This window comes from Sphingopyxis sp., from assembly GCF_036675685.1.
Lineage (GTDB): Bacteria > Pseudomonadota > Alphaproteobacteria > Sphingomonadales > Sphingomonadaceae > Sphingopyxis.
In genome coordinates, this window is record NZ_JAKFEM010000022.1 from 190454 (window position 1) to 212147 (window position 21694).

Annotated in this window: 17 protein-coding genes and 1 riboswitch; of the genes, 5 read left to right on the plus strand and 12 right to left on the minus strand. The window is 64.1% G+C overall.

Features of this window, described 5'->3' with window-relative positions; translation table 11 throughout:
• Positions 1-2: 2 nt before the first annotated feature.
• The 12 genes from V6M50_RS10280 to V6M50_RS10335 all read right to left on the minus strand — a co-directional run bounded on the left by V6M50_RS10280 (position 3) and on the right by V6M50_RS10335 (position 11596).
• The gene (locus tag V6M50_RS10280; RefSeq protein WP_332818466.1) at positions 3-1244 is read right to left on the minus strand and encodes a hypothetical protein; all 1242 of its coding nucleotides are present in this window, start codon (positions 1242-1244) and stop codon (positions 3-5) included.
• A gap of 143 nt (positions 1245-1387) precedes the next feature.
• On the minus strand, positions 1388-2449 hold the full coding sequence (gene pseI / locus V6M50_RS10285; protein WP_332818467.1) for a pseudaminic acid synthase: 1062 nt from the start codon (positions 2447-2449) through the stop codon (positions 1388-1390).
• Entirely contained in the window at positions 2442-3932 is a 1491-nt protein-coding gene (gene pseG / locus V6M50_RS10290; protein WP_332818468.1) for a UDP-2,4-diacetamido-2,4,6-trideoxy-beta-L-altropyranose hydrolase, read from the minus strand. The genes pseI and pseG overlap by 8 nt, the downstream gene beginning before the upstream one ends.
• A complete protein-coding gene (locus tag V6M50_RS10295) occupies positions 3932-4552 on the minus strand; it encodes a pseudaminic acid biosynthesis-associated methylase (RefSeq protein ID WP_332818469.1) in 621 nt (206 codons plus the stop codon). The genes pseG and V6M50_RS10295 overlap by 1 nt, the downstream gene beginning before the upstream one ends.
• Before the next feature lie 11 nt (positions 4553-4563).
• On the minus strand, positions 4564-5286 hold the full coding sequence (locus V6M50_RS10300; RefSeq protein WP_332818470.1) for a glycosyltransferase family protein: 723 nt from the start codon (positions 5284-5286) through the stop codon (positions 4564-4566).
• A gap of 3 nt (positions 5287-5289) precedes the next feature.
• Complete coding sequence (gene hisF / locus V6M50_RS10305; RefSeq protein ID WP_332818471.1) at positions 5290-6057, minus strand: imidazole glycerol phosphate synthase subunit HisF; 768 nt, start codon at positions 6055-6057, stop codon at positions 5290-5292.
• A gap of 9 nt (positions 6058-6066) precedes the next feature.
• Positions 6067-6678 carry an imidazole glycerol phosphate synthase subunit HisH gene (gene hisH / locus V6M50_RS10310; protein WP_332818472.1) on the minus strand — a complete coding sequence of 204 codons (612 nt, stop codon included), beginning with the start codon at positions 6676-6678 and terminating at the stop codon, positions 6067-6069.
• Positions 6679-6690: 12 nt separating this feature from the next.
• Positions 6691-7845 (minus strand): N-acetyl sugar amidotransferase, encoded by a 1155-nt coding sequence (locus V6M50_RS10315; RefSeq protein ID WP_332818473.1) that lies wholly within the window; start codon positions 7843-7845, stop codon positions 6691-6693.
• Positions 7846-7863: 18 nt separating this feature from the next.
• Complete coding sequence (gene pseC, locus V6M50_RS10320; RefSeq protein WP_332818474.1) at positions 7864-9024, minus strand: UDP-4-amino-4,6-dideoxy-N-acetyl-beta-L-altrosamine transaminase; 1161 nt, start codon at positions 9022-9024, stop codon at positions 7864-7866.
• A 7-nt stretch (positions 9025-9031) separates the two neighbouring features.
• A complete protein-coding gene (gene pseB, locus V6M50_RS10325) occupies positions 9032-10045 on the minus strand; it encodes a UDP-N-acetylglucosamine 4,6-dehydratase (inverting) (RefSeq protein WP_332818475.1) in 1014 nt (337 codons plus the stop codon).
• A gap of 97 nt (positions 10046-10142) precedes the next feature.
• Positions 10143-11090: an NAD-dependent epimerase/dehydratase family protein gene (locus V6M50_RS10330; protein ID WP_332818476.1), complete on the minus strand. Its 948-nt coding sequence runs from the start codon at positions 11088-11090 to the stop codon at positions 10143-10145.
• Positions 11030-11596 (minus strand): sugar transferase, encoded by a 567-nt coding sequence (locus V6M50_RS10335; protein ID WP_332818477.1) that lies wholly within the window; start codon positions 11594-11596, stop codon positions 11030-11032. Before V6M50_RS10335 ends, V6M50_RS10330 begins: the two co-directional genes overlap by 61 nt.
• A 217-nt stretch (positions 11597-11813) precedes the next feature.
• Here V6M50_RS10335 and V6M50_RS10340 point away from each other — a divergent pair, with 217 nt between their 5' ends.
• From V6M50_RS10340 to V6M50_RS10360, 5 genes are all read left to right on the plus strand, one after another.
• Positions 11814-13277: a protein adenylyltransferase SelO gene (locus tag V6M50_RS10340; RefSeq protein WP_332818478.1), complete on the plus strand. Its 1464-nt coding sequence runs from the start codon at positions 11814-11816 to the stop codon at positions 13275-13277.
• Between the two features lie 82 nt (positions 13278-13359).
• Positions 13360-14565, plus strand: a complete 1206-nt coding sequence (locus V6M50_RS10345; protein ID WP_332818479.1) for a nucleotide sugar dehydrogenase — start codon at positions 13360-13362, stop codon at positions 14563-14565.
• Positions 14566-14748: 183 nt separating this feature from the next.
• Entirely contained in the window at positions 14749-17019 is a 2271-nt protein-coding gene (locus tag V6M50_RS10350) for an autotransporter assembly complex protein TamA (RefSeq protein WP_332818480.1), read from the plus strand.
• Complete coding sequence (locus V6M50_RS10355; RefSeq protein ID WP_332818481.1) at positions 17019-21248, plus strand: translocation/assembly module TamB domain-containing protein; 4230 nt, start codon at positions 17019-17021, stop codon at positions 21246-21248. Before V6M50_RS10350 ends, V6M50_RS10355 begins: the two co-directional genes overlap by 1 nt.
• Positions 21248-21520, plus strand: coding sequence for a hypothetical protein (locus tag V6M50_RS10360; protein ID WP_332818482.1), 273 nt, complete (start codon positions 21248-21250; stop codon positions 21518-21520). The genes V6M50_RS10355 and V6M50_RS10360 overlap by 1 nt, the downstream gene beginning before the upstream one ends.
• Positions 21491-21678, plus strand: a riboswitch (yybP-ykoY riboswitch). (Overlaps the previous gene by 30 nt.)
• Positions 21679-21694: the final 16 nt, after the last annotated feature.

Genomic DNA, 21694 nt, shown 5'->3' on the forward strand with positions numbered 1-21694 from the left:
CGTTACCGGCCATCGGCTGCAGCGAGCCGTGTCAACAACGGAACAAGGTCGCCTGCATCGAGCACCGGCCAGATCGTCGTTTTGCCCTCAATCACCCGGGTCGACGCTTCGAGGCAGCCGGCGATGAAACGCCGCTGCCCTTCGATGCCGAGGGGCGAATAGCTGTGGATTGCGGCGGCGATCCGCGCCGGCCACTCTTCGACCTTCGCCAGGTCGAGAAAGGTCGCGCCCGACGGCGCATACCAATAGCTTGTGTCGCAGAAGGTGACGACGGGTTTGCCGCGGATCGTCGCTTCGATCCCGGGGCTTCCCGATCCCAGCAGGACCGTGTCCGACCGGGCGACCACGGCGTTGCTCAATTCGAGCGGCGGCACGCTGACGACACCTTCCATGCCGTTCAGCGCTTTCAGCAAATTCGTGTCGCGGGCCCCCATCATGTGCAGATGTTCCTTCACCACGACGATATCGTCGCGGCTGAGCGTCGCGGCGATGGTCTGGATCATCGCGGCATAGTCGATCATTCGCCGGTCGAGCACCCAATAATCGATCGTCGATTCGGGGAAATAGCTGAGCGGCATATAGATAATCTTGGCGTCGGGCCGCCGCTGCCGCAGCGCGTCGAGATCGGCTTGCCAGTTCGCGCTGAACAGTCCGGCCCCCGGGAAGTCGCGAAGGTGGCGTCGCTCGGCGATATAAGGTGTCACCCGGTAGTGGAGGTTCCAGGGGTCTTTTTCCACCCTGCCGCGGATCGCGAACCACAACAGCTTGACGCGATAGCGCAGCACCGATTTGAGATGCCGCCCCCAGCTATAACCCGCGCCGAGATTGTAGGTTTGGCGAAAGGTCACCCCCGATACGCGTTCGAGCCGTTCTGAAACTTCGAGGTCGTCGGCCGCGCGCCAGTTATAGGGGCGGCCGTGGGGGTCGGCGAGCAGCAGGCTGGTTCCGGGGAAATATCCGGCGCAATAGCCGAGATAGCCAAGGCTACGCTTTTTCGCGAGGACAGCGAAGGTGTGGCTGACATATTCATCGACCATCTGCGATATCAGCGCGTCGGGCCGAAAGGCGTCGATATGGTGCGCCAGCGCGATCGCCATCGCATGCACGAGTTTTTCCGCCTGCGCCCGATCGACGTTCCGGAGCAGGCGGCAGCGATCGACGATCTCCGCGACATCGTCGGCATCAAGCTCGCCGGAACGCAGGCCCGCATCCAACGCCTTGTAGAACTGCGATCGGGTGTCCAAGGCAATCGGGCTCGCGCTATCGGTCAGATAGGCGAAATCGAAACGATCGGCGACCGGGTCAAAGCTTTGACGGAAATCGGCGACGATATAATTGCGGCAAAATACCAGAAACCGTGGCTTCCGGTTTGCATCACTTTCCGGTATCAAGTGAAGATATCCCAACTCGCGGCGGTGCCGCGGGCGATGTCGCGCGCGATTTTGCGGCCCATCAGCTGGCCGATGAATTTCGGCGGCAAGCCCAGCCCTGGACGGATGGCACGAAGGTTGGCCGGGGTCAGCACCTCGCCCGCCTTCATATCCTCGACGATGTAGAGCGAGCGGCGGAACTGGAGTGATTTCGTATCGGCTTCGCTCGGGCCGTAGCGGACATCGCCGAACGCGACCGCGGCACGCGCGGTTTCCTGCACCATCGCGGCGAGTTCGTCGGGCTCGGACGAGAAAGCGGCGTCAACCCCACCTTCGTCGCGGCGTAGCGTGAAATGTTTTTCGATCACGACCGCGCCGAACGCGGCGGCGGCGACCGCGACGCCGATCCCCAGCGTGTGGTCCGAAAAACCGATGTGGCAATCGAACATCTCCGCCATGTGCGGGATGTTGGCAAGGTTGCTGTTTTCGGGCGGCGCCGGATAGCTGCTCGTGCATTTCAGCAGCACGAGGTCCTTGCACCCTGCCTCGCGCGCGGCAGTCACCGCTTCGTCGATCTCGCCGATCGTCGCCATGCCGGTCGAAATAATCACCGGCTTGCCGGTTGCCGACACCTTGCGGATCAACGGCAGGTCGATGTTCTCGAACGAGGCGACCTTGTAACAGGGGACGCCGAGTTCCTCGAGGAACTCGACCGCGGTGGCATCGAACGGGCTGCTGAAACCCAGAACCCCGCGCTCGCGGCAGCGGTCGAAAATCGGCTTGTGCCATTCCCAGGGCGTCATCGCCTTCTGGTAGAGCGCGTAGAGCGATTCACCTTCCCACAGGCTGCCGGGGTCGGAGATAAAGAATTCGCGGTCCGACAGGTCGATCGTCATCGTATCGGCGGTATAGGTCTGCAGCTTGACGGCGTGCGCGCCCGCGTCGGCGGCGACGTCGACGAGCTCGAGCGCGCGATCGAGCGAGCCATTATGATTGCCCGACAATTCGGCGATGATCAGCGGGGGACAGCCCGCGCCGAGTCGATGCGATCCGATCGTTAGCGGTTGTTTTTCAGTCATTTACCGTCCGTTCGAAGCAGGAGAGAATAGGCGTATAGTCAGCGCCCTTGAAGAGGGCAATTGACGCGCCATTTTCGGGGCGCACATCGGCCAGAAAGCGCCGGATATCGGGGTGGAATTTTTCGACCCAGCGCTCGCCGGCCTGAAGGATGGTGCGTCCCATGCCGCGCCCTGCGTGGCCGGGGGCAAGGAAGATCGATACGGTGGCGGTCTCGCCATCGAGGTCGAACCGGATCACGCCGACGCCATCGCCGCGTTCTTCGGCGATCAGCATCACGCTTTTTGGGTCGGCGATACGCCGTGCAAACCAGGTGCTGTGGCTTTCCCAAGGGATTACCGCCGTGTCGACCGCGGTAGCGCGAATTTCGGGTGCGTTGCGCCATTCCCAAATCTGACGCGCATCCTGCTCGATCGCGGGGCGGAGCGCGATGTTCGGGGGGCAGATGGTGCTTGCAACCCGGTCGACGCCGCGGCCGTCGACGGTTGCCCGCGCGGCGGTCGCCATCAGGCGCAGCAGCGCGGGGCTTGCCGACAGAAACTGAACGAGGCGGCCGAGTTCGGCTTTGAAATTCGCCCCTCCCGTGACCGCGACGGCGCATCCGAGCCGTTCGAGGGCGTCGGCGGTGGCGCGCTGGTTTTCGGCGACGACCGCAATGATCGAGGGAAGGCCCATGCAGGCGCGTTCCCAGCTTGTCGAACCACCGGCGCCAACCGCAAGGTCGGCCACCTGCATGAGCTCGGCCATATTGGCGGCGTCGACATGGACCGCGAGGTACGGATCGCGCGCCGCGCGATCCTCGAGCGCCTGGCGGTGCGGCGACAGACCCGTCAGCACCGCGTCGATAGCGGCCTCGGGGAGCACCGCGCGGATCGCCGCGATGGCGGTTCCCGTCAAGTCGTCGGGATCGACGCCGCCGAAGCTGATCAATATCCGGTCGACCCTCCCGGCGCATTCGGTGCGCCACTGCCTGCGCCGGGCGAATTCGGGCCGCAACATCGCGTGGGCCGGACCGAGCAGTTGCTGGCATCCGGCGGGAACAAAACTGTCGTAGCGGGCGGGGTCGCCGGGCGCGACGTCGATCAGGATATCGCAATCATGGGGCCGGTCTGCGAGGTCGTCGATGACTGCGAGACGCGCAGCTGCGCCGCGAACAATCTGCTCCCAGATTTGGTCGAGGCCGTAATGGTCGACAATCACGACATCGAACGGCGAATGTTCAGCGACCGCCGCCAGCGTCTGCTCGGCGTCGAGCTCCTGCGGTGCCGCTTCGGCCCCCGGCAGCTCAATCAGGTCGAAGCCCGCTTCGGACACAAGCCCGTTGAAGTTTCGATCCGACGCCCGGCAGACGAACAGGCAGTCATTGCCCCAATCGCGCAGCCGCTCGGCAAGCGAAAGGCAACGGCGCAGATGGCCGGAGCCGATTGCGGCCCCTCCATCGGCGCGGAACAATATGGTCCGCCGGTGCGATTGCCCTTCGTTCATCAGCCCTTTTTCATCAGGAACCAGGTGACGTCGTCTTGCGGGAAATTGGGGTCGCGATGATAGCAGAAGCCATAGTCGACCAGTTCGAGGTCGGGGAAACGCTCCATCATTTCGCCCGCGAAATCGCGCTTGAACAGGCGGTCTTCATGCCCGCGATAGGGCAAGGCGACCGGCGAGGGATTATAATATTCGACGACGCAGACATATTTGCTGCTGCTGTTGTACAGCCGGCCATAGACGCGCGGCAACTCGTCGGGGTTGATGTGAATCAGCACGCCCTTAATCAGCGACAAATCCCACTGGCGCGTGGGCTCGAAATCGAGGATCGACTGTTCGAGCACCGAGCAACCGCCCCATTGGCGCAGTTCTTCGGCCGCATGATTGTTGATTTCGACGCCGGTCAGGTCGGCATTGGCGATCAGCGTATCGATGGCGCGCAGGTTCAGGCCGATGTTGGCGCCGAATTCGACGACCGACTTCACGCCGCGCGTGCGGTCGAGCACCTTGGCGAACAACGAAGTATTGGCCGCGATCCATCCCGCGCCGATGTTGCGGTCCGAATATTCGTCGCCGAATTCGCCGGCCCAAAAGGCTTCTTGTTCGGTCGAAAAGCTCGTCATCCTGTTTCTCCTTAGATCTTTTTCTGTTCGATATGGGCGTTGATCGAACACCAATCGGGGTGGGTTTGAAGCAGCACCACGACGTCCGCCAATCGAATGGTATCGGGGTCGGGCGCGGCGTTGAAAATGCGGGTCAGCAGGTCGAGATCCTCGGGCGTGTCGAGCGTCAGGCGATAGTCCGACAGGTCTTGGGGCCATTCATGGCTGACGATACGGAAGCGTTCGGGATGCGCATAGAGGAAAGGCGTGACATGTTCACGCTGCGGCGCGGTCATCGGTTCGGCCAGCATGATGTCGAGCGCCGCGCGCGAGAAGAGTTCGGCGTCGAGGCCGCGCGGAAAGCTGCGCCTTACGCAGTTGCTGACGAGATCGGCGTCGCCCACGCGGAATCGGTCGACCATCGCGCCGAGGATATCGGGATCGATCAACGGGCAGTCGGCGGTGATGCGCATGATGGCGTCGGCGTTGCTCGCGGCGGCGGCAAGACCGTAGCGCGAAAGGACGTTATCCTCGTCGCCGCGCACGACGGAGGCGCCATATTGCGCCGCGTGCTCGGCGGCGACATCGTCGATCGGCCGGACGGTGGTGGCGACAACGACCTCGTCGAAAGCGCCCGATGCGGCGACGCGTTCGATGACCCGTTGCAGAACTGTCTTGCCAGCGAGCGGCTCGAGGATCTTGCCGGGAAGGCGGCTCGATCCCATGCGGGCCTGGATGATCGCGGCGATGCGCATCGATCAGCCCTGATAATGGCTGCGGACGGGGATGCCCGCGGCAGCAAGATGCGCCTTCGCCTCGAGCGGCGTGGCCTGGGTGAAGAGATAGATGCTCGCGGCGGATACGGCGGACGCGCCGGCTTTGACCGCTTCCTCCATATGGACGTAATTGCCCGCGCCGCCGCTGGCGATCACCGGGATCGACACCGCGGCCGACACATCGGCGATCGTCTGGAGATCATATCCTTCCATCAGGCTGTCGCGCTCGATCGACGTGACCTGAACCTCGCCCGCGCCGAGGCGCTCGAGTTCCTGCGCCCATTCGACGGGATCGCGGCCCGTCGCCTCGGTGCCGCAACGCGTGAAGCATTCGCGGCGGCCGTCGGCATGGGTGCGATAGTCGATGGCGGCGACGATGCACTGCGCGCCATAGGCATCGGACGCCGATGTGACCAGCGCCGGATCGCAATAGGCGGCGCTATTGATCGAAACCTTGTCCGCGCCGACCAGCAGCAGCTGGCGGATATGTTCGAGCCGCGTGATACCGCCGCCCACCGTAAGCGGCACAAAACATTCCTGCGCCAGCGTTGCGACCATGTCGATATCGGGGCCGCGTCCGGCGGGCGTCGCGGCGATGTCGAGCAGGATCAGTTCATCGACGTCGCGGCGGTTGAAGACCTTGACTGATTGCATCGGCGCGCCGACCGCGCGCCAACTGTCGAACGCTGGCCCCTTCACCAGATTGACCTCTCGCATCAGCAGGGTCGGAATGACACGGGTCTTGAGCATGCAGGGGCTTTACAGTGCGAGGAAGTTCTTGAGCAGGCGAAATCCGGCGCGCGAGCTTTTTTCAGGGTGGAACTGGACGCCCGCGACCCGGCCCGAACCGACCGCCGAAACGGTCTCGCGGGCATAGGGCGTCGTTGCGAGGATGTTGTCGTGGCTGGCCGGGACAAAACGGAAGCTGTGGACGAAGTAGAAATCGGCGCCCGAGGGGATGCCGTCGAACAGCGCGCCGTCGCGGTGGCGAACCTCGTTCCACCCGACATGCGGCACGCGTTCGGATGCATCGACGGGAAGGATCCGTTCGATCCGCCCCGGAATCAGCCCGAGGCCCTGTGTTTTCGCGACTTCGTCGCTTTCGTCCGCAAGCAACTGCATGCCGAGGCACACGCCAAGCAGCGGCAGCCCGTCGTCATGGACCGCCGAACGCAGCGCGTCGACCCATCCGCCCTCGCGCAGCCGTCCCATCGCCTGCGGAAAGGCGCCGACGCCCGGGACGACGATCCGGTCCGCGACCTTGATGTCGGCCGGATCGTCGCTGACCAGGGCTCGTCCGCCGCACTCTTCGATTGCGCGGCGGGCCGAGGCGATATTGCCCATCCCATAATCGACGATAAGGACGGTCATGCCCTTGGTTCCTCAGACGTTGTCGTCGTTGAGCTTGGTCAGGTTGCCGTGGCGATCCTTGACCAGATTACCGCGCCCGTCGGTCTTGAAGATCGCCTTGTTGGTGAAGCGATCGCAAATCTCGACGAATTCGTCTACGCCCATGCCCAGCGGTTCGAGGATCTGCTCGATCGGCACGCCGAGATAGGTCCACGGGAATTTGCCGTCGTGCAGCTTGACCATCTGCAGCGCATCCTGCCGCGTGATGCGGCCGCGGCGGACGTGCAAGCAGGCGATGTCGGTCGAACGGCCGAACCCGAACTTCAGGAATTTGAAATAGTCGTGGATCCCGGTCTGCAGATTGTCGAGATTCTCGTAGTTAACGATCGATCCTTCGACCGTCGTCGACACGCTGGTGAAACCGAAAGCCTGCGAGATCAGCGCATTGGCATAGCCGTCCCACGGGAGGTAATGGCCAAGGAAGATGCCGGTTACGCCGACGCGCGCCAGTTCCTCGTCGGTCGGATAGCTGTAAGGGACAAGGTGGCGCTGCTCGATGCCATCGACCCCGACGAGATCGCTGACGCGCATGCCGAGAAGCCCGCCGAACTCTTCGAGCCAGCGGCGCGTCAGGACATTGTCTTCCGCCGCCGCTGCGGGGCCGCCATATTCATTCTGCGAATTTTCGCCCCAGACGATCAGCGGCACGCCATACTGGACCGCGGCACGGACGGGGATGGTGAAAATGCCGACATGTTCGGGCCAGCTGATGTCGCCGACATCGGTCAGGCCGATGCGGTTGAGCTTGCGCCGGACGACGGGATTGGGACTGAACTCGACATAGTCGACGCCGAGGTCCTTGATGTTCTGGATGTTCTTGCGGCCAATTTCCGACAGATGACATGTTGTCGCGGTGACGCAAAGCGGATTCATGCCTAGCTGGAGCATGCGGATCACCTGATAGGTGCTGTCCTTGCCGCCGCTGACCGGGACGATGCAGTCCCAATTGCTGCCGTCCTTGCTGCGATAGCGGTCGGTGACCTCGACCAGCTCCTTGTGGCGGCTGTCCCAGTCGACTTCGGTGCGCTGTTCGTACGAGCGGCACGCGTTGCAAACGCCTTCGTTATCGATCCGCAAATCCGGTTTGGTGTGCGGTATGACGCAGCGAACACAGTAACGAAGCTCCACGAATAATCTCCTAAATACTCAAGTCAGAGCGCGGGTGAGGGACGCGATGACGCGGTCCTGCTGCTCTTCGGTCATGGTGGGGAACAGGGGAATGGTGATGGCGCGGCGATAATAGGCCTCGCTCGCCGGAAAGTCGCCCGCCGCGAAACCGAGCCGCTTGAAATCGGGCTGCAGGTGGATCGGGATATAATGGACATTGGGCGAAATCGCGTCGCTGCGCAGCTGTTCGTAAATCTCGGTCCGTGTGCGCTCGGTGCGGTCTTCGTCGACCTCGATGACATACAGGTGATGCGCCGACGTCCGGTCGTTCGACCGCGGCGGCAGGCGCAGCGGAAGAGCGGCGAGCGCGTCGTCGTAGCGGCGGGCGAGGAAGTCGCGCCGCGCCTCGCGTTCGGCCAGCCGCGTTAGCTGCGCCGAGCCGAGCGCGGCCTGGATATCGGTGAGCCGGTAATTATAGCCGAGACTGACCTGCTCATAATACCAGGGACCGTCGGGCGCCTGCTCCATTTCGGCCGGATCGCGCGTGATGCCGTGGCTCCGTGCCTTGCGCATGCTGTCGGCGAGACCGGCGTCGTTCGTCAGGCAAAGCCCGCCTTCGCCCGTGGTGATGATCTTCACCGGGTGAAAGCTGAACACCGTGATGTCGGCATATCGACCGACGGGCTCGCCATGATAGGTCGCGCCGACCGCGTGCGAACTGTCCGAAATGATCCGAAAACCATAACGATCGGCGAGTGCGCGGATTTCCTTCATGTCGCATGGGAAGCCGGCAAAATCGACCGGGATGACGATGCCGGGCAGCATGCCTTCTGCTTCGGCTTGCGCCAGCTTTTCGGTGAGGCGGTCGACCGACATGTTGCGGGTGCCGGGATCGATGTCGACAAAGCCGACGGTCGCCCCGCAATAGCGCGCGCAATTCGCCGAGGCGACGAAGCTGTTCGGCGAGGTCCATACATGGACGCCGGGACCCGCGCCCAGCGCCATGCAGGCGATGTGCAGCCCCGCGGTTGCATTGGCGATCGCGATGCCATGCTCGACACCGTGAAGCGCCGCGAATTCGGCCTCGAATTTCGGCACGGCCGGGCCTTGTGTCAGGAATGGTGCGCGCAGGACCTCGGCTACGGCTGCGATATCCGCCTCGGTGATATCCTGGCAGCTGTAGGGGATTATGCTTGCCATGACCGGTTCAAAAACCGGGGTCGATATGCTGCCGTATCAGGGTGCGGATTTCCTCGACGGTCAGGAAATTGTCATTGGTCCCGCTGTCGTAGCAGAATCCAGGCGCGACGCGCTTGCCACCGCGATGGTTGCAATAATGATCGACGGCGTCGGGATCTCCCGGCGGCAGGATGGCGTAATATTCGCCCATGTCGACCGTATTGGGGCTGTCGCTGGCGGTGATCATTTCCTCGTGAATCTTTTCGCCCGGGCGGATGCCGATGATTTCCTGGCGCGCGTCGGGCGCCACGGCGGTCGCAACGTCGGTGACCCTGTAGGAGGGAATCTTGGGGACGAGGATCTCGCCGCCCTCGGCATTGTTCAGCGCCCACATGACGAGGTCGACGCCGCCGTCGAGCGAGATGTTGAAGCGGGTCATCGCCGGGTCGGTGATCGGCAGGTTGCCCTGGTCGCGGCGCCCCATGAAGAAGGGAATGACCGATCCGCGGCTGCCCATCACATTACCGTAACGAACGACGCTGAACTGGATGTCGCGGTTGCCCCGGATATTGTTCGCCGCGATGAACAGCTTGTCCGAACAGAGCTTGGTCGCGCCATAGAGGTTGACCGGCGCCGCCGCCTTGTCGGTCGAAAGCGCGACGACGCGCTTGACGCCGGCGTCGAGGCACGCCTCGATGATGTTCTGCGCGCCCATGATGTTCGTCTTGATGCATTCGAACGGATTGTATTCCGCTGCGGGCACCTGTTTGAGCGCAGCCGCGTGGATAACCGTGTCGGTCCCCTCGATAGCGCGGCGAACGCGCTCGGCGTCGCGGACGTCACCGATGAAATAGCGCAGGAACGGATAGCGCGCTTCCGAAAACTCTTGCGCCATTTCGAACTGTTTCAGCTCGTCGCGCGAGAAAATGACCAGTCGGCGGGGCGTTGAATTTTCAACGACATGGCGGACAAAAGCCTTGCCAAATGAGCCGGTGCCTCCCGTGAGGAAAATCGAGGCATCGTCAAGCTGAAACGGGGTCATAGAGGTCCTTAATGTCTGCAGGTGGCCGCCCATATCCGAGCAAGTCTGCGTTGTCGAGGCGGGTGTCAGTAGGTCGGTGCGAGCGGGGCGGTTTGATCTATTTGTAGTATCGCGCTCTCACTAGTTGGCGCAGCTCGTTTTCGAGCCCCAATTGCTGGCCGTGCGCGCGATTTGCGTGCGGATCGAGGACGCTCGACCGGAAGAGGCGCCGTCCGACCGAAGGCAAAAGCCGGTCGATGCCCGAGGCGATGGCTTGCGGGATAGCCAGAAGCCGCACCTTCACGCCGGCTTCATCGGCAAGGATCGACGTGAACAACGGATAGTCGAACAGGAGCGGGTCGGCAGCGAACGATTTGCCGCTATGGCCGGTGACCGCGCAATCGGCCAACTGCTGCGCAGCGCCGGCATAGGTCAGCATCGAGCGGCGAAGGGGGGTGCCCGATGCCATCGGCAGAACTCTTGCCCTTGTGGCCAGCGCCAGCAAAGGCGATAGAAGGCCCGGCTTGGTCGCGGAAAACATGAACGGCAAACGGAGGCTTTCGACCGCAAACGCGTCGCCGGCGAGGGCCTGGATTTCCCGGTCGCCTTCGGCCTTGGAACGGCCATAGGCGCTGATTGGCCTTTCCGGGGTCCGGTCATCAATATGGTCCGCGGTGCCGAGAATGGCGAAGCTGCTGACTTGCACCATTTTCGCGACGCCGGCGGCTTTCGCCGCGCGGGCGATCGCCAACGGCAGGCGAATGTTTGCGGCGTCGAGCGCCGCGTTGTCGCCGTTCACGCTTCCCGCCGCGTTGATCACTGCGCGACAACGCTCCAGCGCGTTGGGCGGCGGCGCGCCATCGACTCCCAGCCGCGCATGCTCGAAACCTGGCAAGGGCGACTCTCCGTTGCGCGTTGCAGCGATCGCGATGCCCGGACCGAGTTCGTGAAGCAGCGCGCGGCCGAGTTCACCGTTCGCGCCAACGACGAGGATTGACCCACTATTCATCGGCCCGCGGCGCTCGCGGCGGCATCGCCCGCTCCCGCGCCAGTGGCCGTCGCCCACAATATGCGGAGATCGCGCGCAAGCGACCACGGCTGATCATAAGTCTTGTCGACTTCCGCCAATCGTTCGGGCGTCGACATGTCGATTCCACGGATCTGCGCAACGCCGGTTATGCCAGGAACAAGTGCGAAGACGTCATGTCGGCGCCGCGCTTCGGTCAGGTCGAGCTGATTGGGCAGGCCCGGTCTCGGCCCCACGAAGGACATCGTACCGTTCAACACGTTCCATATCTGTGGCAGTTCGTCGATCTTCAGCTGCCGAAGCAGGCGTCCTGTAACAAGGATATTGTTCGCGCCGACCTCGTGCGACGCGACGCTGGGCGTCGCCACGTGCATCGTCCGCAGCTTCAGCAACCGGAAGGGGCGCTCGCGAACGCCGAGGCGGGTCTGGAAAAAGAGCGGCGATGCCCGCGATTCAAGCACGATCGGCAGCGCAACCAGAACGCAAGCGACGAGGGCGATCGGAGCGAGCGCAAGGCCGAGCAGGACGTCGAAAATTCGCTTCATGTGAGTTCGTGTCTGCGCATGGGGGCTGGGGGAGTGCGTCGGCGATCCCATAGAGGCTCGCCCGCGCCAGCACAACAGGCAGTGGAGGCATTCTGTCCGAAGCGGCTATCCGGCAACCATGAAGTTCATCACCGGCGACGGAAATGCCGCAGCCGGCGAGGTTCGAAGTTTGCAATCGCGACAGAGGATCTACATATCCAGAGTAGGGAGATGCTGTATGAAGTTTGTGTTCGACAACAGCTTTCACGATGGCATGGAGGGCTTTTACGCCCCCGCCGAAGCCGCGAAGCCGTCGGCACCGAAGCTTCTGGTTTTCAACCACGCCCTCGCCGAACGGCTGGGGCTTGATGCTGACGGTGTCGATACGGAGCAACTGGCGCGGCTGTTTTCGGGGCAGGCGCTGCCCGACGGCGCCGACCCGCTGGCGCTCGCTTATGCCGGACACCAATTCGGTCATTTCTCTCCCCAACTGGGCGATGGTCGCGCGTTGCTGTTGGGAGAGATCGTCGCGCCCGACGGCGCGCGCTTCGATGTTCAGCTCAAGGGCTCGGGGCCAACGGCCTTTTCGCGCAATGGCGACGGCCGTGCGGCGATCGGGCCGGTGCTGCGCGAATTTCTGATATCCGAAGCGATGGCGGCGATGGGTGTTCCGACGACGCGTGCGCTCGCCGCTGTGGCCACCGGCGATCGCGTGCAACGTGAGCGGACGCATCCCGGCGCGGTGCTCACGCGGGTCGCGAGCAGCCACATCCGCGTCGGAACCTTCCAGTTTTTTGCGGCCCATTTCGGAGCCGATCATGTCACGCAATTGTCCGACTACAGCATCCGGCGTCATTTCCCCGATCTGGTCGATGCGCCCAATCCGCATCTGGCGCTGCTCGACCGGGTTACCGGTCTCCAGTGCGAACTGGTCGCGCATTGGCTTGGCGTCGGGTTTGTTCATGGTGTCGTGAACACCGACAATGTCGCGATCAGCGGCGAAACGATCGATTATGGCCCTTGCGCGTTCATGGACCGCTTCGCCGCCGAGATGGTGTTCAGCTCGATCGACACGAACGGCCGCTACGCCTATGGCCGCCAGCCGACGATCATGCACTGGAACATGGCGCGCTTCGCCGAAGCGCTGTTGCCCGCGATCCATGCCGTCGATCCCGCCGACGTCGATCGCGCCAAGGACCTGGTCGCCGAGATTCCGGAACGGTTCCGCCGGGCATGGTTCGATCGCGTGCGCGCCAAGCTGGGCCTCACGCAGGCGGACGACGCCGATGCCGAGCTGATCGATTCCCTGTTCGCCGAACTCGAGCAGCATGCGGTCGACTTCACTTCCTTTTTCCGCGCCCTCGCCCAACTGCTGCGCGGCGACGGCGCGATGATGCAGGGCCTGTTGCCGAACGCCGAGACTATGGCGCCGTGGATCTCGCACTGGTGGGGACAGCTCGAGCGCGAAGCGATCGCCCCGCTCGAACGGGCCGATACCATGGACGCGGTGAACCCGCTCTACATTCCGCGCAACCACCGGGTCGAAATGGTGCTGGAGGCGGCGGAGGGGGGCGATATGGCGCCGTGGCTCGAACTTCTGGATGTTGTCCGGAATCCCTATGCGACCCGCGCCGAATGGGCCGCTTATGCGCAGCCTGCACCGAAGGATTCGGGCCCTTATACAACCTTTTGCGGAACCTGAACGCCGCAATCGGCGGCTTGGCAGGCCCGTGATGGTTGCTGTTGAGCGATCGCCCCCTGCCTGTTAGGGGGGCGGCGCCCGCATGACAGAGGAACAAACCATCGTGCCGAACTCCCCGGTAAAAATCGCAGTTGTCGGAACTGGCTATGTCGGAATTTCAAACGCCATTTTGCTGGCACAGCACAATGAAGTAGTCGCGCTCGACATCGACAGCCGCAAGGTCGAACAGATCAACGCGCGCGTCTCTCCGATCGCCGATCCCGAGATCGAGGATTATCTGGCGAACCGCGAGCTGAACCTGGAAGCGACGACCAACAGGAAAACGGCCTATGAGGGCGCCGATTTCGTCGTCGTCGCGACGCCGACCGACTATGATCCCGATACCAATTATTTCAACACCGGTTCGGTCGAAACGGTCATCGCCGACGCCTTGCGGATGGCTCCCCGCGCGTTGATCGTCGTCAAATCGACCGTTCCCGTCGGCTTCACCGACCGGATGCGCGTCGAACATGGCACCGATGCGATCGTCTTCTCGCCCGAGTTCCTCCGCGAAGGGCGCGCGCTGTTCGACAATCTCCACCCGTCGCGGATCATCATCGGCAACACCCATCCGCGCGCGGCGGAGTTCGCGCAGCTGTTGCTGGGCGCGTCGCTCAAGCCCGAAACGGCGATTTTGCAGACCGGCAATACCGAGGCCGAGGCGATCAAGCTGTTCGCCAACACCTATCTTGCGATGCGCGTCGCCTTCTTCAACGAGCTCGACACCTATGCCGCGACACATGGCGCGGATTCGCGGCAGATCATCGAGGGCGTGTGCCTCGATCCGCGCATCGGGCAATTCTACAACAATCCGTCCTTTGGCTATGGCGGCTATTGCCTGCCCAAGGACACCAAGCAGATGCTGGCCAATTACAAGGAGGTGCCGCAGAATCTGATCCAGGCGATCGTGTCGTCGAACACGACGCGCAAGGATTTCGTGGCGTCCGAAGTGCTGAAGCGCGGTCCGCGCGTGGTCGGCATCCACCGCCTTGCGATGAAGGCCGGATCGGACAATTTCCGCGCCAGCAGCATCCTTGGCGTAATGAAGCGGATCAAGGCCAAGGGGGTCGAGGTCATCGTCTACGAACCGCTGATCGAGGACGAGAGGCTGTTCAACTCGCGTGTCGTGCGCGATCTGGCCGCGTTCAAAGCCGAATCCGACGTGATCATCGCCAATCGGGTGACCGAGGAATTAGCCGATGTCTCCGACAAGGTTTATAGCCGCGACCTGTTCGGCGTCGATTCCTGATTTCTGTATCGCCGCAACTCGCCGCATCGCCGGGGAACTGTCCCATTGTCGGAGAGTTAGCTTGTCGAACGGGGAGAAACGGGTTGCACAGCCATATCTCGCAAGCCACAAGTGCGCATCGGTGGCCAGCAGATGAAAAAATCTGAAAATTTCTGTGACTCGTCCTGGCGCCGGTCCTTGCGGATGCGGTCGCTTCTGATCGGCGCAACGTCTTTCCTTTGCCTGGCATGGGCAGGCGCCGTCCATGCCCAGCAGGTCGCGCCGCCCAAGGTCGTGCCGACGGTTGAAACGGCAAAGAGCGAACCCATCGCGGCACCGACGCCGCCGCCGCCTGATGGGCAGCTGCCCGAAGTCGCGCCGATTATCGAGGATGAGGAGTTCGAGAAGGCGATCCCGTCGATCAGCGCGGAGGATGACACCGAGCTCGATCGCCCGCTCGAATCGATCGCCGACTTCGAAAAGCGCCAGGCTGCCGAAGCCGCCAAGGCGGTCGAGACGGCGGGTGAGGCGATTGTCGAGGCGCAGCCGCCACTGGTCGACGGGGTCCCGGTTCCCGCGCTGGCCGACGGTGACGCCGTCGAAGCGATCGGCGACGCGCCGATCAGCGACAGCGAACTGGCCGCCCCGCTGCCGCCGCTCGAAAGCTTCGATGTCGAGCCGGTCCAGTTTGCCGAGGCCGAAGACGACGAGGACAATATCAGCATCGCCTATACCGTGCAGGTCAACGGGCTGGTGCCGGCCGACGACAGCACCGACGTCGACCTTGCGGATCTGTTCGGCGATCTGTCGGCGCTCTACGACGGCGATGGCAAGGCCGATAATGCGGCGATGATCCGCGCCCGGTTGAGCGCCGATGGCGAGCTGATGCAGCGCATCCTCGCGTCCGAGGGTTATTATGATGCGGTGGTCGATACACGCATCGATCGCGGCGGGGAAAATCGCGAGCGCGGTCAGCCCGTTACCGCGATCATCGATGTGAAGCCCGGCAAGCGCTACACATTGTCCGACATCGTGATCAATGCGGCGCCGACGGTTCCGCCAGCCTTGATCGCCGATAATTTCCCGCTCAGCGTTGGCGAGCCGATCGTCGCCCAGCGTATCCAGGGCGCGGAGGCCGCGATTGCGCTCAAGCTCCCCGAAGAAGGCTATCCCTTTGCCAAGGTTGGGCAGCGCGACATCCTGCTCGACGGCGCTACCGGCGACGGCGTTTACACGCTGCCGGTCGACATCGGCAAAAGGTCGCGTTTCGGCGGGATCGAGACGACGGGCGATCTCGCGTTCGATGCCGAGCATGTCGAGGTGCTGGCGCGCTTCAAGCGCGGCGACCTGTACGACAGCCGCAAGGTCGACGACCTCAGGCAGGCGCTTGTCGCCACCGGGCTGTTCTCGACCGTCGCCGCCGAACCGCAGCCGACGGGTGAGAGCGCGGGCGACGATACCGAATATGTGACGATGCTTGTCACGCAGGACGCCGGCCCGCCGCGCACGCTGGCAGCCAGCGCGGGCTATGGCACCGGCGAAGGCATCCGGCTGGAAGGCAGCTGGACGCATCGCAACCTGCTGCCACCCGAAGGCGCGCTGATCTTTCGCGGCGTGCTGGGCACGCAGGAGCAGGGGATCGGCGCGACGCTGCGCCGCTCGAACGCCGGGCGCCGCGACCGCACTTTCGAGCTCGTCACCGAAATCACGCGCAGCAATTACGATGCGTTCAACGCGATCACCGGCCGCGTCGCGGCGCGCGTCAGCTATGACTCGACCCCGATCTGGCAGAAGAAATTCACCTATGCCTATGGTGCCGAACTGATCGCGACCCGCGAAGACGATTATGACTTCACGCTGGGCGAGCGGAAGAACGACTTTTACACGATCCTCGGGCTGACCGGGCAGGTCGGGATGGACCGCACCGACAGCCTGCTCGATCCGACCAAGGGTTTCCGTATCACCACGCTGATCCAGCCCGAGGGATCGCTCGCCGGCAAATTTTCGCCCTATGCGCGGACACGGATCGACGTCAGCGGCTATTATCCGGTGACCGACAGCATCGTGCTCGCGGGGCGCGTGCGTGTCGGGTCGATCATCGGCGCGGCGCGCGAGCGGCTCGCCCCCTCGCGGCGTTTCTATGCCGGTGGCGGCGGGTCGGTGCGCGGCTTCGGCTATCAGGAACTCGGGCCCAAAGATCCCAATAACGACCCGATTGGCGGGCGCAGCGTTGCGGAAGCCGCGTTCGAGGGGCGTTATCGCTTCGGCAATTTCGGCGTCGTCGGCTTCGTCGATGCTGGGCAGGTCTATCGTGGATCGACCCCGACCTTCTCCAACCTTCGCTTCGGTGCCGGCATTGGTGCGCGCTATTACACCAATTTCGGTCCAATGCGCTTCGACATAGCGACCCCGATCGGGCGCAAGCCGGGCGAGGCGCGCGTTAGCGTCTATGTCTCGATCGGGCAGGCCTTCTGATGGCCGAGGATGCGCCCTTCGCCAGCGACGAGACCGTGACCGCGAAGCCGCGTTCGTGGCCGCTCACGATCCTGCGCTGGATCGGCTTGACCCTGCTTGGGCTTGTCCTGCTCTTCGCCTTGTTCCTCGTCGGGCTGAACAGCGACGCCGGGCGGCGCTTCGTCGTCACCCAGATCGAGAAATATGAATTCGAAAACGGGATGAAGATCGGCATCGGCCGCCTCGACGGGTCGCTTTACGGCCAGATGGTCATCCGTGATTTCACCCTGTCCGACCCGAAAGGCGTTTTCCTCGCATCGCCCGAGGTAAAGGTCGACTGGCGGCCGATCCGCTATCTCGCGAACCATGTCGACGTCCGTTCGGCGACCGCCGCGACGATGACGATGCGGAAATTGCCCGAGTTCAAAGTCGTTCCCGATACCGGCGAACCGCTGTTACCCGATCTCGACATCGATGTCGGTATGCTGCGCATCGACCGCTTCATCTTCGAACCCGCGGTCGCGGGCGAGCGCCAGGAAGCGCGGATCGCAGGCAAGATCGCGATCGCCGACCGCCGCGCGCAGGTCACCGCCAACGCCGAAACGATCGGCGCCAATGCCAAGGGCGATACGCTGGCGCTGGTGCTTGACGCGGTGCCCGAGGCGAACCGGCTTGCCATGACGCTCGACGTGAATGCGCCGCAAGGGGGTGTGCTCGCGGCGATGGGCGGGTTCAAGGAGCCGCTGACCGCAAAGCTCGACGGGCGCGGCGACTGGAAGGTTTGGAACGGCAATCTGACCGCGAATCTCGGCACCGCGCCGCTGGCGCGGGTCGCGCTGACGGCTCGCGACGGCACCTTCACGGCAAAGGGCATAGCGCAGGCCTCGCGGCTGCTGGCCGGGCCGATGTCGGAGATGCTGGGCACTGAAACCGCGATCGATCTGACCGCGCGACTCGAGGAACGTAAAGCCGCGATCGACGGGCGACTGTCTTCGGATGCGGCGCGGCTCGGGATCAGCGGCGGGATCGATCTTGGCGCCAGCCGCTACGACGGGCTGCAACTCGCGGTCAATATATTGCGCCCCGGCGCGATTGCCCCCGCCGTGCGCGCTAACGGGTTGCGCGCGACGGCGAAGCTCGACGGCGCATTCGCGCTGCCGACGGTCGAATATCAGGCGAACGCGAACAGCCTGGCGTTCAACGACATCATCGTCGAGGGGCTGATGCTCGCGGGCAAGGCGCGGGTCGATACAGACCAGATATTCATCCCCGTTTCGGGCCGCGCGGCGCGCATTCGCGGGCTCGATACCGTCGCGGGCGGAACGCTCGTCGCGGTCCGGCTCGACGGCGACCTCGCATATAGCAATGGCCGCATCCTCAGCGATAATCTGCGCCTGCGCTCGCCGCGCATCGATGCGAAGGCGATCCTCATCGCCGATCTCAACAAGGGCTTCTACACCGGCGCGATCGACGGGCGGATCAACGATTACCGGATCGAAAGCGTCGGCATTTTCGACATCGACACCGATGCCGACCTCAAGACCGCGCCGCGCGGCGGTTTTGAGATTGTCGGCCGCGTCCGCGCGCGTTCGACGCGGCTGTTCAACTCGGGCGTGCGCGACTTCCTCGGCGGCAATGCGACCGCATCGAGTGACGTGCGCTATGGCACCGACGGCATGATCCGCTTCGCCAATTTGCGGATGTCGGCCCCGCGCCTGCGGATCACGAGCGGGCAAGGGAGTTATGCGCCGAACGGCCAGATCCAGCTCGCGGCGCGTGCCAGTTCGACCGACTATGGGCCCGTCGGGGTCCAGCTTGCCGGGACGATCAGCAACCCGCGCGCGGTGGTTACCGCCGAACGCCCCGGGCTTGGCATCGGGCTCGCCAATCTGGTGGCGAAGATCAACGGCGCGCCGAACGGCTATCGCCTCGCGGCGACGGGCGACACCGATTATGGGCCGCTGTCGGCCGATGTCGTGCTGCTGGTGGCGAAGGGGCCGCTGACGATCGATGTCGAACGCGGCGATCTATCGGGCATCGGGTTCAACGGAAAGTTGGTGAAGAGCGACGCCGGCCCCTTCGTCGGTCGGCTCGACGCATCGGGGCAGGGGCTGGGCGGCCTTGTCCGACTGAGCGCCGACGGCAAATATCAGGCGGCGGCGATCAACGTTCGCGCCAACGATGTCGTGCTTCCCGGACCGGCCAAGCTCGCGGTCGGGTCGGCGATCGTCGATGCCGATGTCACGCTCTACGACACCCCGCATATCGTCGCCGACATCCAGATCGCCCAGACGCGCATCCGCGACTATGACATCGCCGTCGGGCGCGTGAAGATCGATTATCGTAACGGCAGCGGCAAGGCGCAGGCGCTGGTCGAAGGCATCAGCGGCGTGCCGTTCCGCATTGCCGCGAACGCCGATCTCCGGCCCAAGCTCTGGCGCGCCTCGGTGCAGGGTCGCGCGACAGGCATCAATTTCCGCACCACATCGCCTGCGCGCATCATCCCCGGCACCGACGGCTATGAACTGCTGCCGACCACCGTCAACCTCGGCCGCGGCAGCCGCGCGCGGATCGCCGGACGCTTCGGCGACGGGATCATGATCCAGAGCCGGCTCGAGCGCGTCAACATGGCGATCCTCAACGCCGTCTATCCCGACATGGGGCTCGGCGGGCGCGCGACAGGCAGCCTCGATTTCGAGCAGGCCAGTTCCGAAAGCTTCCCGCGCGCCGATGCCCGGCTGACGATCACCGGCTTCACGCGCACGACGGCCGCATCGGTGAGCCAGCCGGTCGATGTCAATTTCGCTGGCAAGCTGCTGAGCGACGGTGGCGAGGCGCGCGCGGTGATGCGCAAGCGCGGCAGCGTGATCGGGCGGATGCAGGCGTCGCTGCGCCCGCTCGGCCCCGGGGCAGGCGGCTGGACCGAACGGCTGATGGCCGCGCCGCTCGGCGGCGGCATCCGTTACAACGGCCCCGCCGACACGCTCTATTCCTTCTTCGGTCCCGCCGACCAGCATGTAACGGGCCCGATCGCGGTCGCCGCCGATTTCAGCTGCCGTGTCTCCGACCCGTGCCTCGACGGCGTCGTGCGCGGCAAGGACATGGTCTATGAAAACCAGACCTATGGCACGCGCCTCACGAACATGGTCGTGGGCGGCCGCTTCACCGGCAACCGGCTCGAGATCGACCAGCTCACCGCGACCGCTGGCGATGGCAGTGTGCAGGCCAAGGGCTATATCAGCCTTGCGCAGGCCGACGGTTATCCGATGAATATTGTCGCCACGCTCGACAATGCGCGCCTTGCCCGCAGCGAAAATATTGCCGCGCGCGCGACGGGCAACCTGACGCTGGAGAAGGTGGCCGGGCAGACCGCGCTGCTGTCGGGTAGCCTCAGCCTTCCCGAAACCCGCTACAAGATCGTGCGCGAGGGCGCCGCGCAGGTCCCGGTGCTCACCGGGGTCCGGCGCAAACCGCCCGCGGGGCGCCAGCGGATCAGCGGCGACGGGCTTGCCGCAGTCGGCGGTAGCTTGTTCGACCTCATCCGCCTCGACATCGCGCTGAAGGCGCCCGACGAAATCTATGTCACCGGCATGGGGCTCGAATCCGAATGGAAAGCGGACATCGTGCTGCGTGGCACTACCGAGGCGCCGCGCGTCACCGGCGAGATCGAGTTGGTGCGCGGCACATTGGGCTTCGCGGGCCGCTCGTTCGAGCTCGAAGAGGGCAGGGTGACCTTTCCGACCGGCGATGCCTATGATCCCGCGATCCGCCTGCTCGCGAGCGACACGATCGAAACCGTCACGGTCAACGTCAGCGTGAGCGGCCGCGCCAGCAATCCGCAGATCGCCTTTTCGAGCGTGCCGGGCCTGCCGCAGGACGAAATCGTGTCGCGCATCCTGTTCGGCGATTCGATCACCACGCTGTCGCCGTTGCAGGCGGTGCAGCTCGCCTCGTCGCTCAACACGCTGAGCAGCGGGGGCGGCGGATTGAGCCCGCTCGGCGCGCTCCAGTCGGCGACGGGAATCGACCGGTTGCGTATCCTCGGCCCCGACGACACCGTCGGGCGCGGCGCGGCGCTCGCCGCCGGGCAATATATCACCAAGGACATCTATCTGGAGGTGATCACCGACGCGCGCGGCTATACCGCGACCCAGCTCGAAATCAGCCTGACCCCGGCGCTGTCGCTGCTCAGCCAGGCCGGCGGCTCGGGCCAGTCGAACCTCAGCATCCGGTATCGCAAGGATTATTGATGCGCGCCGCTGCGATCCTCGTGCCGCTTCTGCTGCTCGCCGCGTGCAAGGACGAACCCGATTTCGAGGAGCGCTACGACAAGGCGGCCAAGGAAGTCGAGGCGCGGGCCAAGGCGATGGATGCAGATATTGCCGAACACGAAGCCAACGGCGATACGGGAAAGGCACCCGTGCATAAGGTCGAGGCAGGCGGAAGAATTCCGCGCGTTCATCCCGAACCCTTGCCAGAAACCGTCAACCCGACTAATCCGCCCCCGTCATCTGGGGAGTAGCCAGCCGTCCTTCGGGACGGGCCACCGTGTCAACATACTCGGCCGAGAGGTCGTGGTGCGGTGGAAGCGGGAAACCGCTTGGGCGAGACCAATGGCATCGAACCCTTCGCCCGGGCCGGGTGGCGGGGACCGATGTCCGTTGGAGTTCGCTGCCGCCCGGCCCCGGAGTTTTGC

Bases quoted from the DNA above. Each gene is read 5' to 3' on its own strand.
- pseI (WP_332818467.1), bottom strand. From the start codon at position 2,449: ATGACTGAAAAACAACCGCTAACGATCGGATCGCATCGACTCGGCGCG.
- pseG (WP_332818468.1), bottom strand. From the start codon at position 3,932: ATGAACGAAGGGCAATCGCACCGGCGGACCATATTGTTCCGCGCCGAT.
- V6M50_RS10295 (WP_332818469.1), bottom strand. From the start codon at position 4,552: ATGACGAGCTTTTCGACCGAACAAGAAGCCTTTTGGGCCGGCGAATTC.
- V6M50_RS10300 (WP_332818470.1), bottom strand. From the start codon at position 5,286: ATGCGCATCGCCGCGATCATCCAGGCCCGCATGGGATCGAGCCGCCTT.
- hisF (WP_332818471.1), bottom strand. From the start codon at position 6,057: ATGCTCAAGACCCGTGTCATTCCGACCCTGCTGATGCGAGAGGTCAAT.
- hisH (WP_332818472.1), bottom strand. From the start codon at position 6,678: ATGACCGTCCTTATCGTCGATTATGGGATGGGCAATATCGCCTCGGCC.
- pseC (WP_332818474.1), bottom strand. From the start codon at position 9,024: ATGGCAAGCATAATCCCCTACAGCTGCCAGGATATCACCGAGGCGGAT.
- pseB (WP_332818475.1), bottom strand. From the start codon at position 10,045: ATGACCCCGTTTCAGCTTGACGATGCCTCGATTTTCCTCACGGGAGGC.
- V6M50_RS10335 (WP_332818477.1), bottom strand. From the start codon at position 11,596: ATGAAGCGAATTTTCGACGTCCTGCTCGGCCTTGCGCTCGCTCCGATC.
- V6M50_RS10340 (WP_332818478.1), top strand. From the start codon at position 11,814: ATGAAGTTTGTGTTCGACAACAGCTTTCACGATGGCATGGAGGGCTTT.
- V6M50_RS10345 (WP_332818479.1), top strand. From the start codon at position 13,360: ATGACAGAGGAACAAACCATCGTGCCGAACTCCCCGGTAAAAATCGCA.
- V6M50_RS10350 (WP_332818480.1), top strand. From the start codon at position 14,749: ATGCGGTCGCTTCTGATCGGCGCAACGTCTTTCCTTTGCCTGGCATGG.
- V6M50_RS10355 (WP_332818481.1), top strand. From the start codon at position 17,019: ATGGCCGAGGATGCGCCCTTCGCCAGCGACGAGACCGTGACCGCGAAG.
- V6M50_RS10360 (WP_332818482.1), top strand. From the start codon at position 21,248: ATGCGCGCCGCTGCGATCCTCGTGCCGCTTCTGCTGCTCGCCGCGTGC.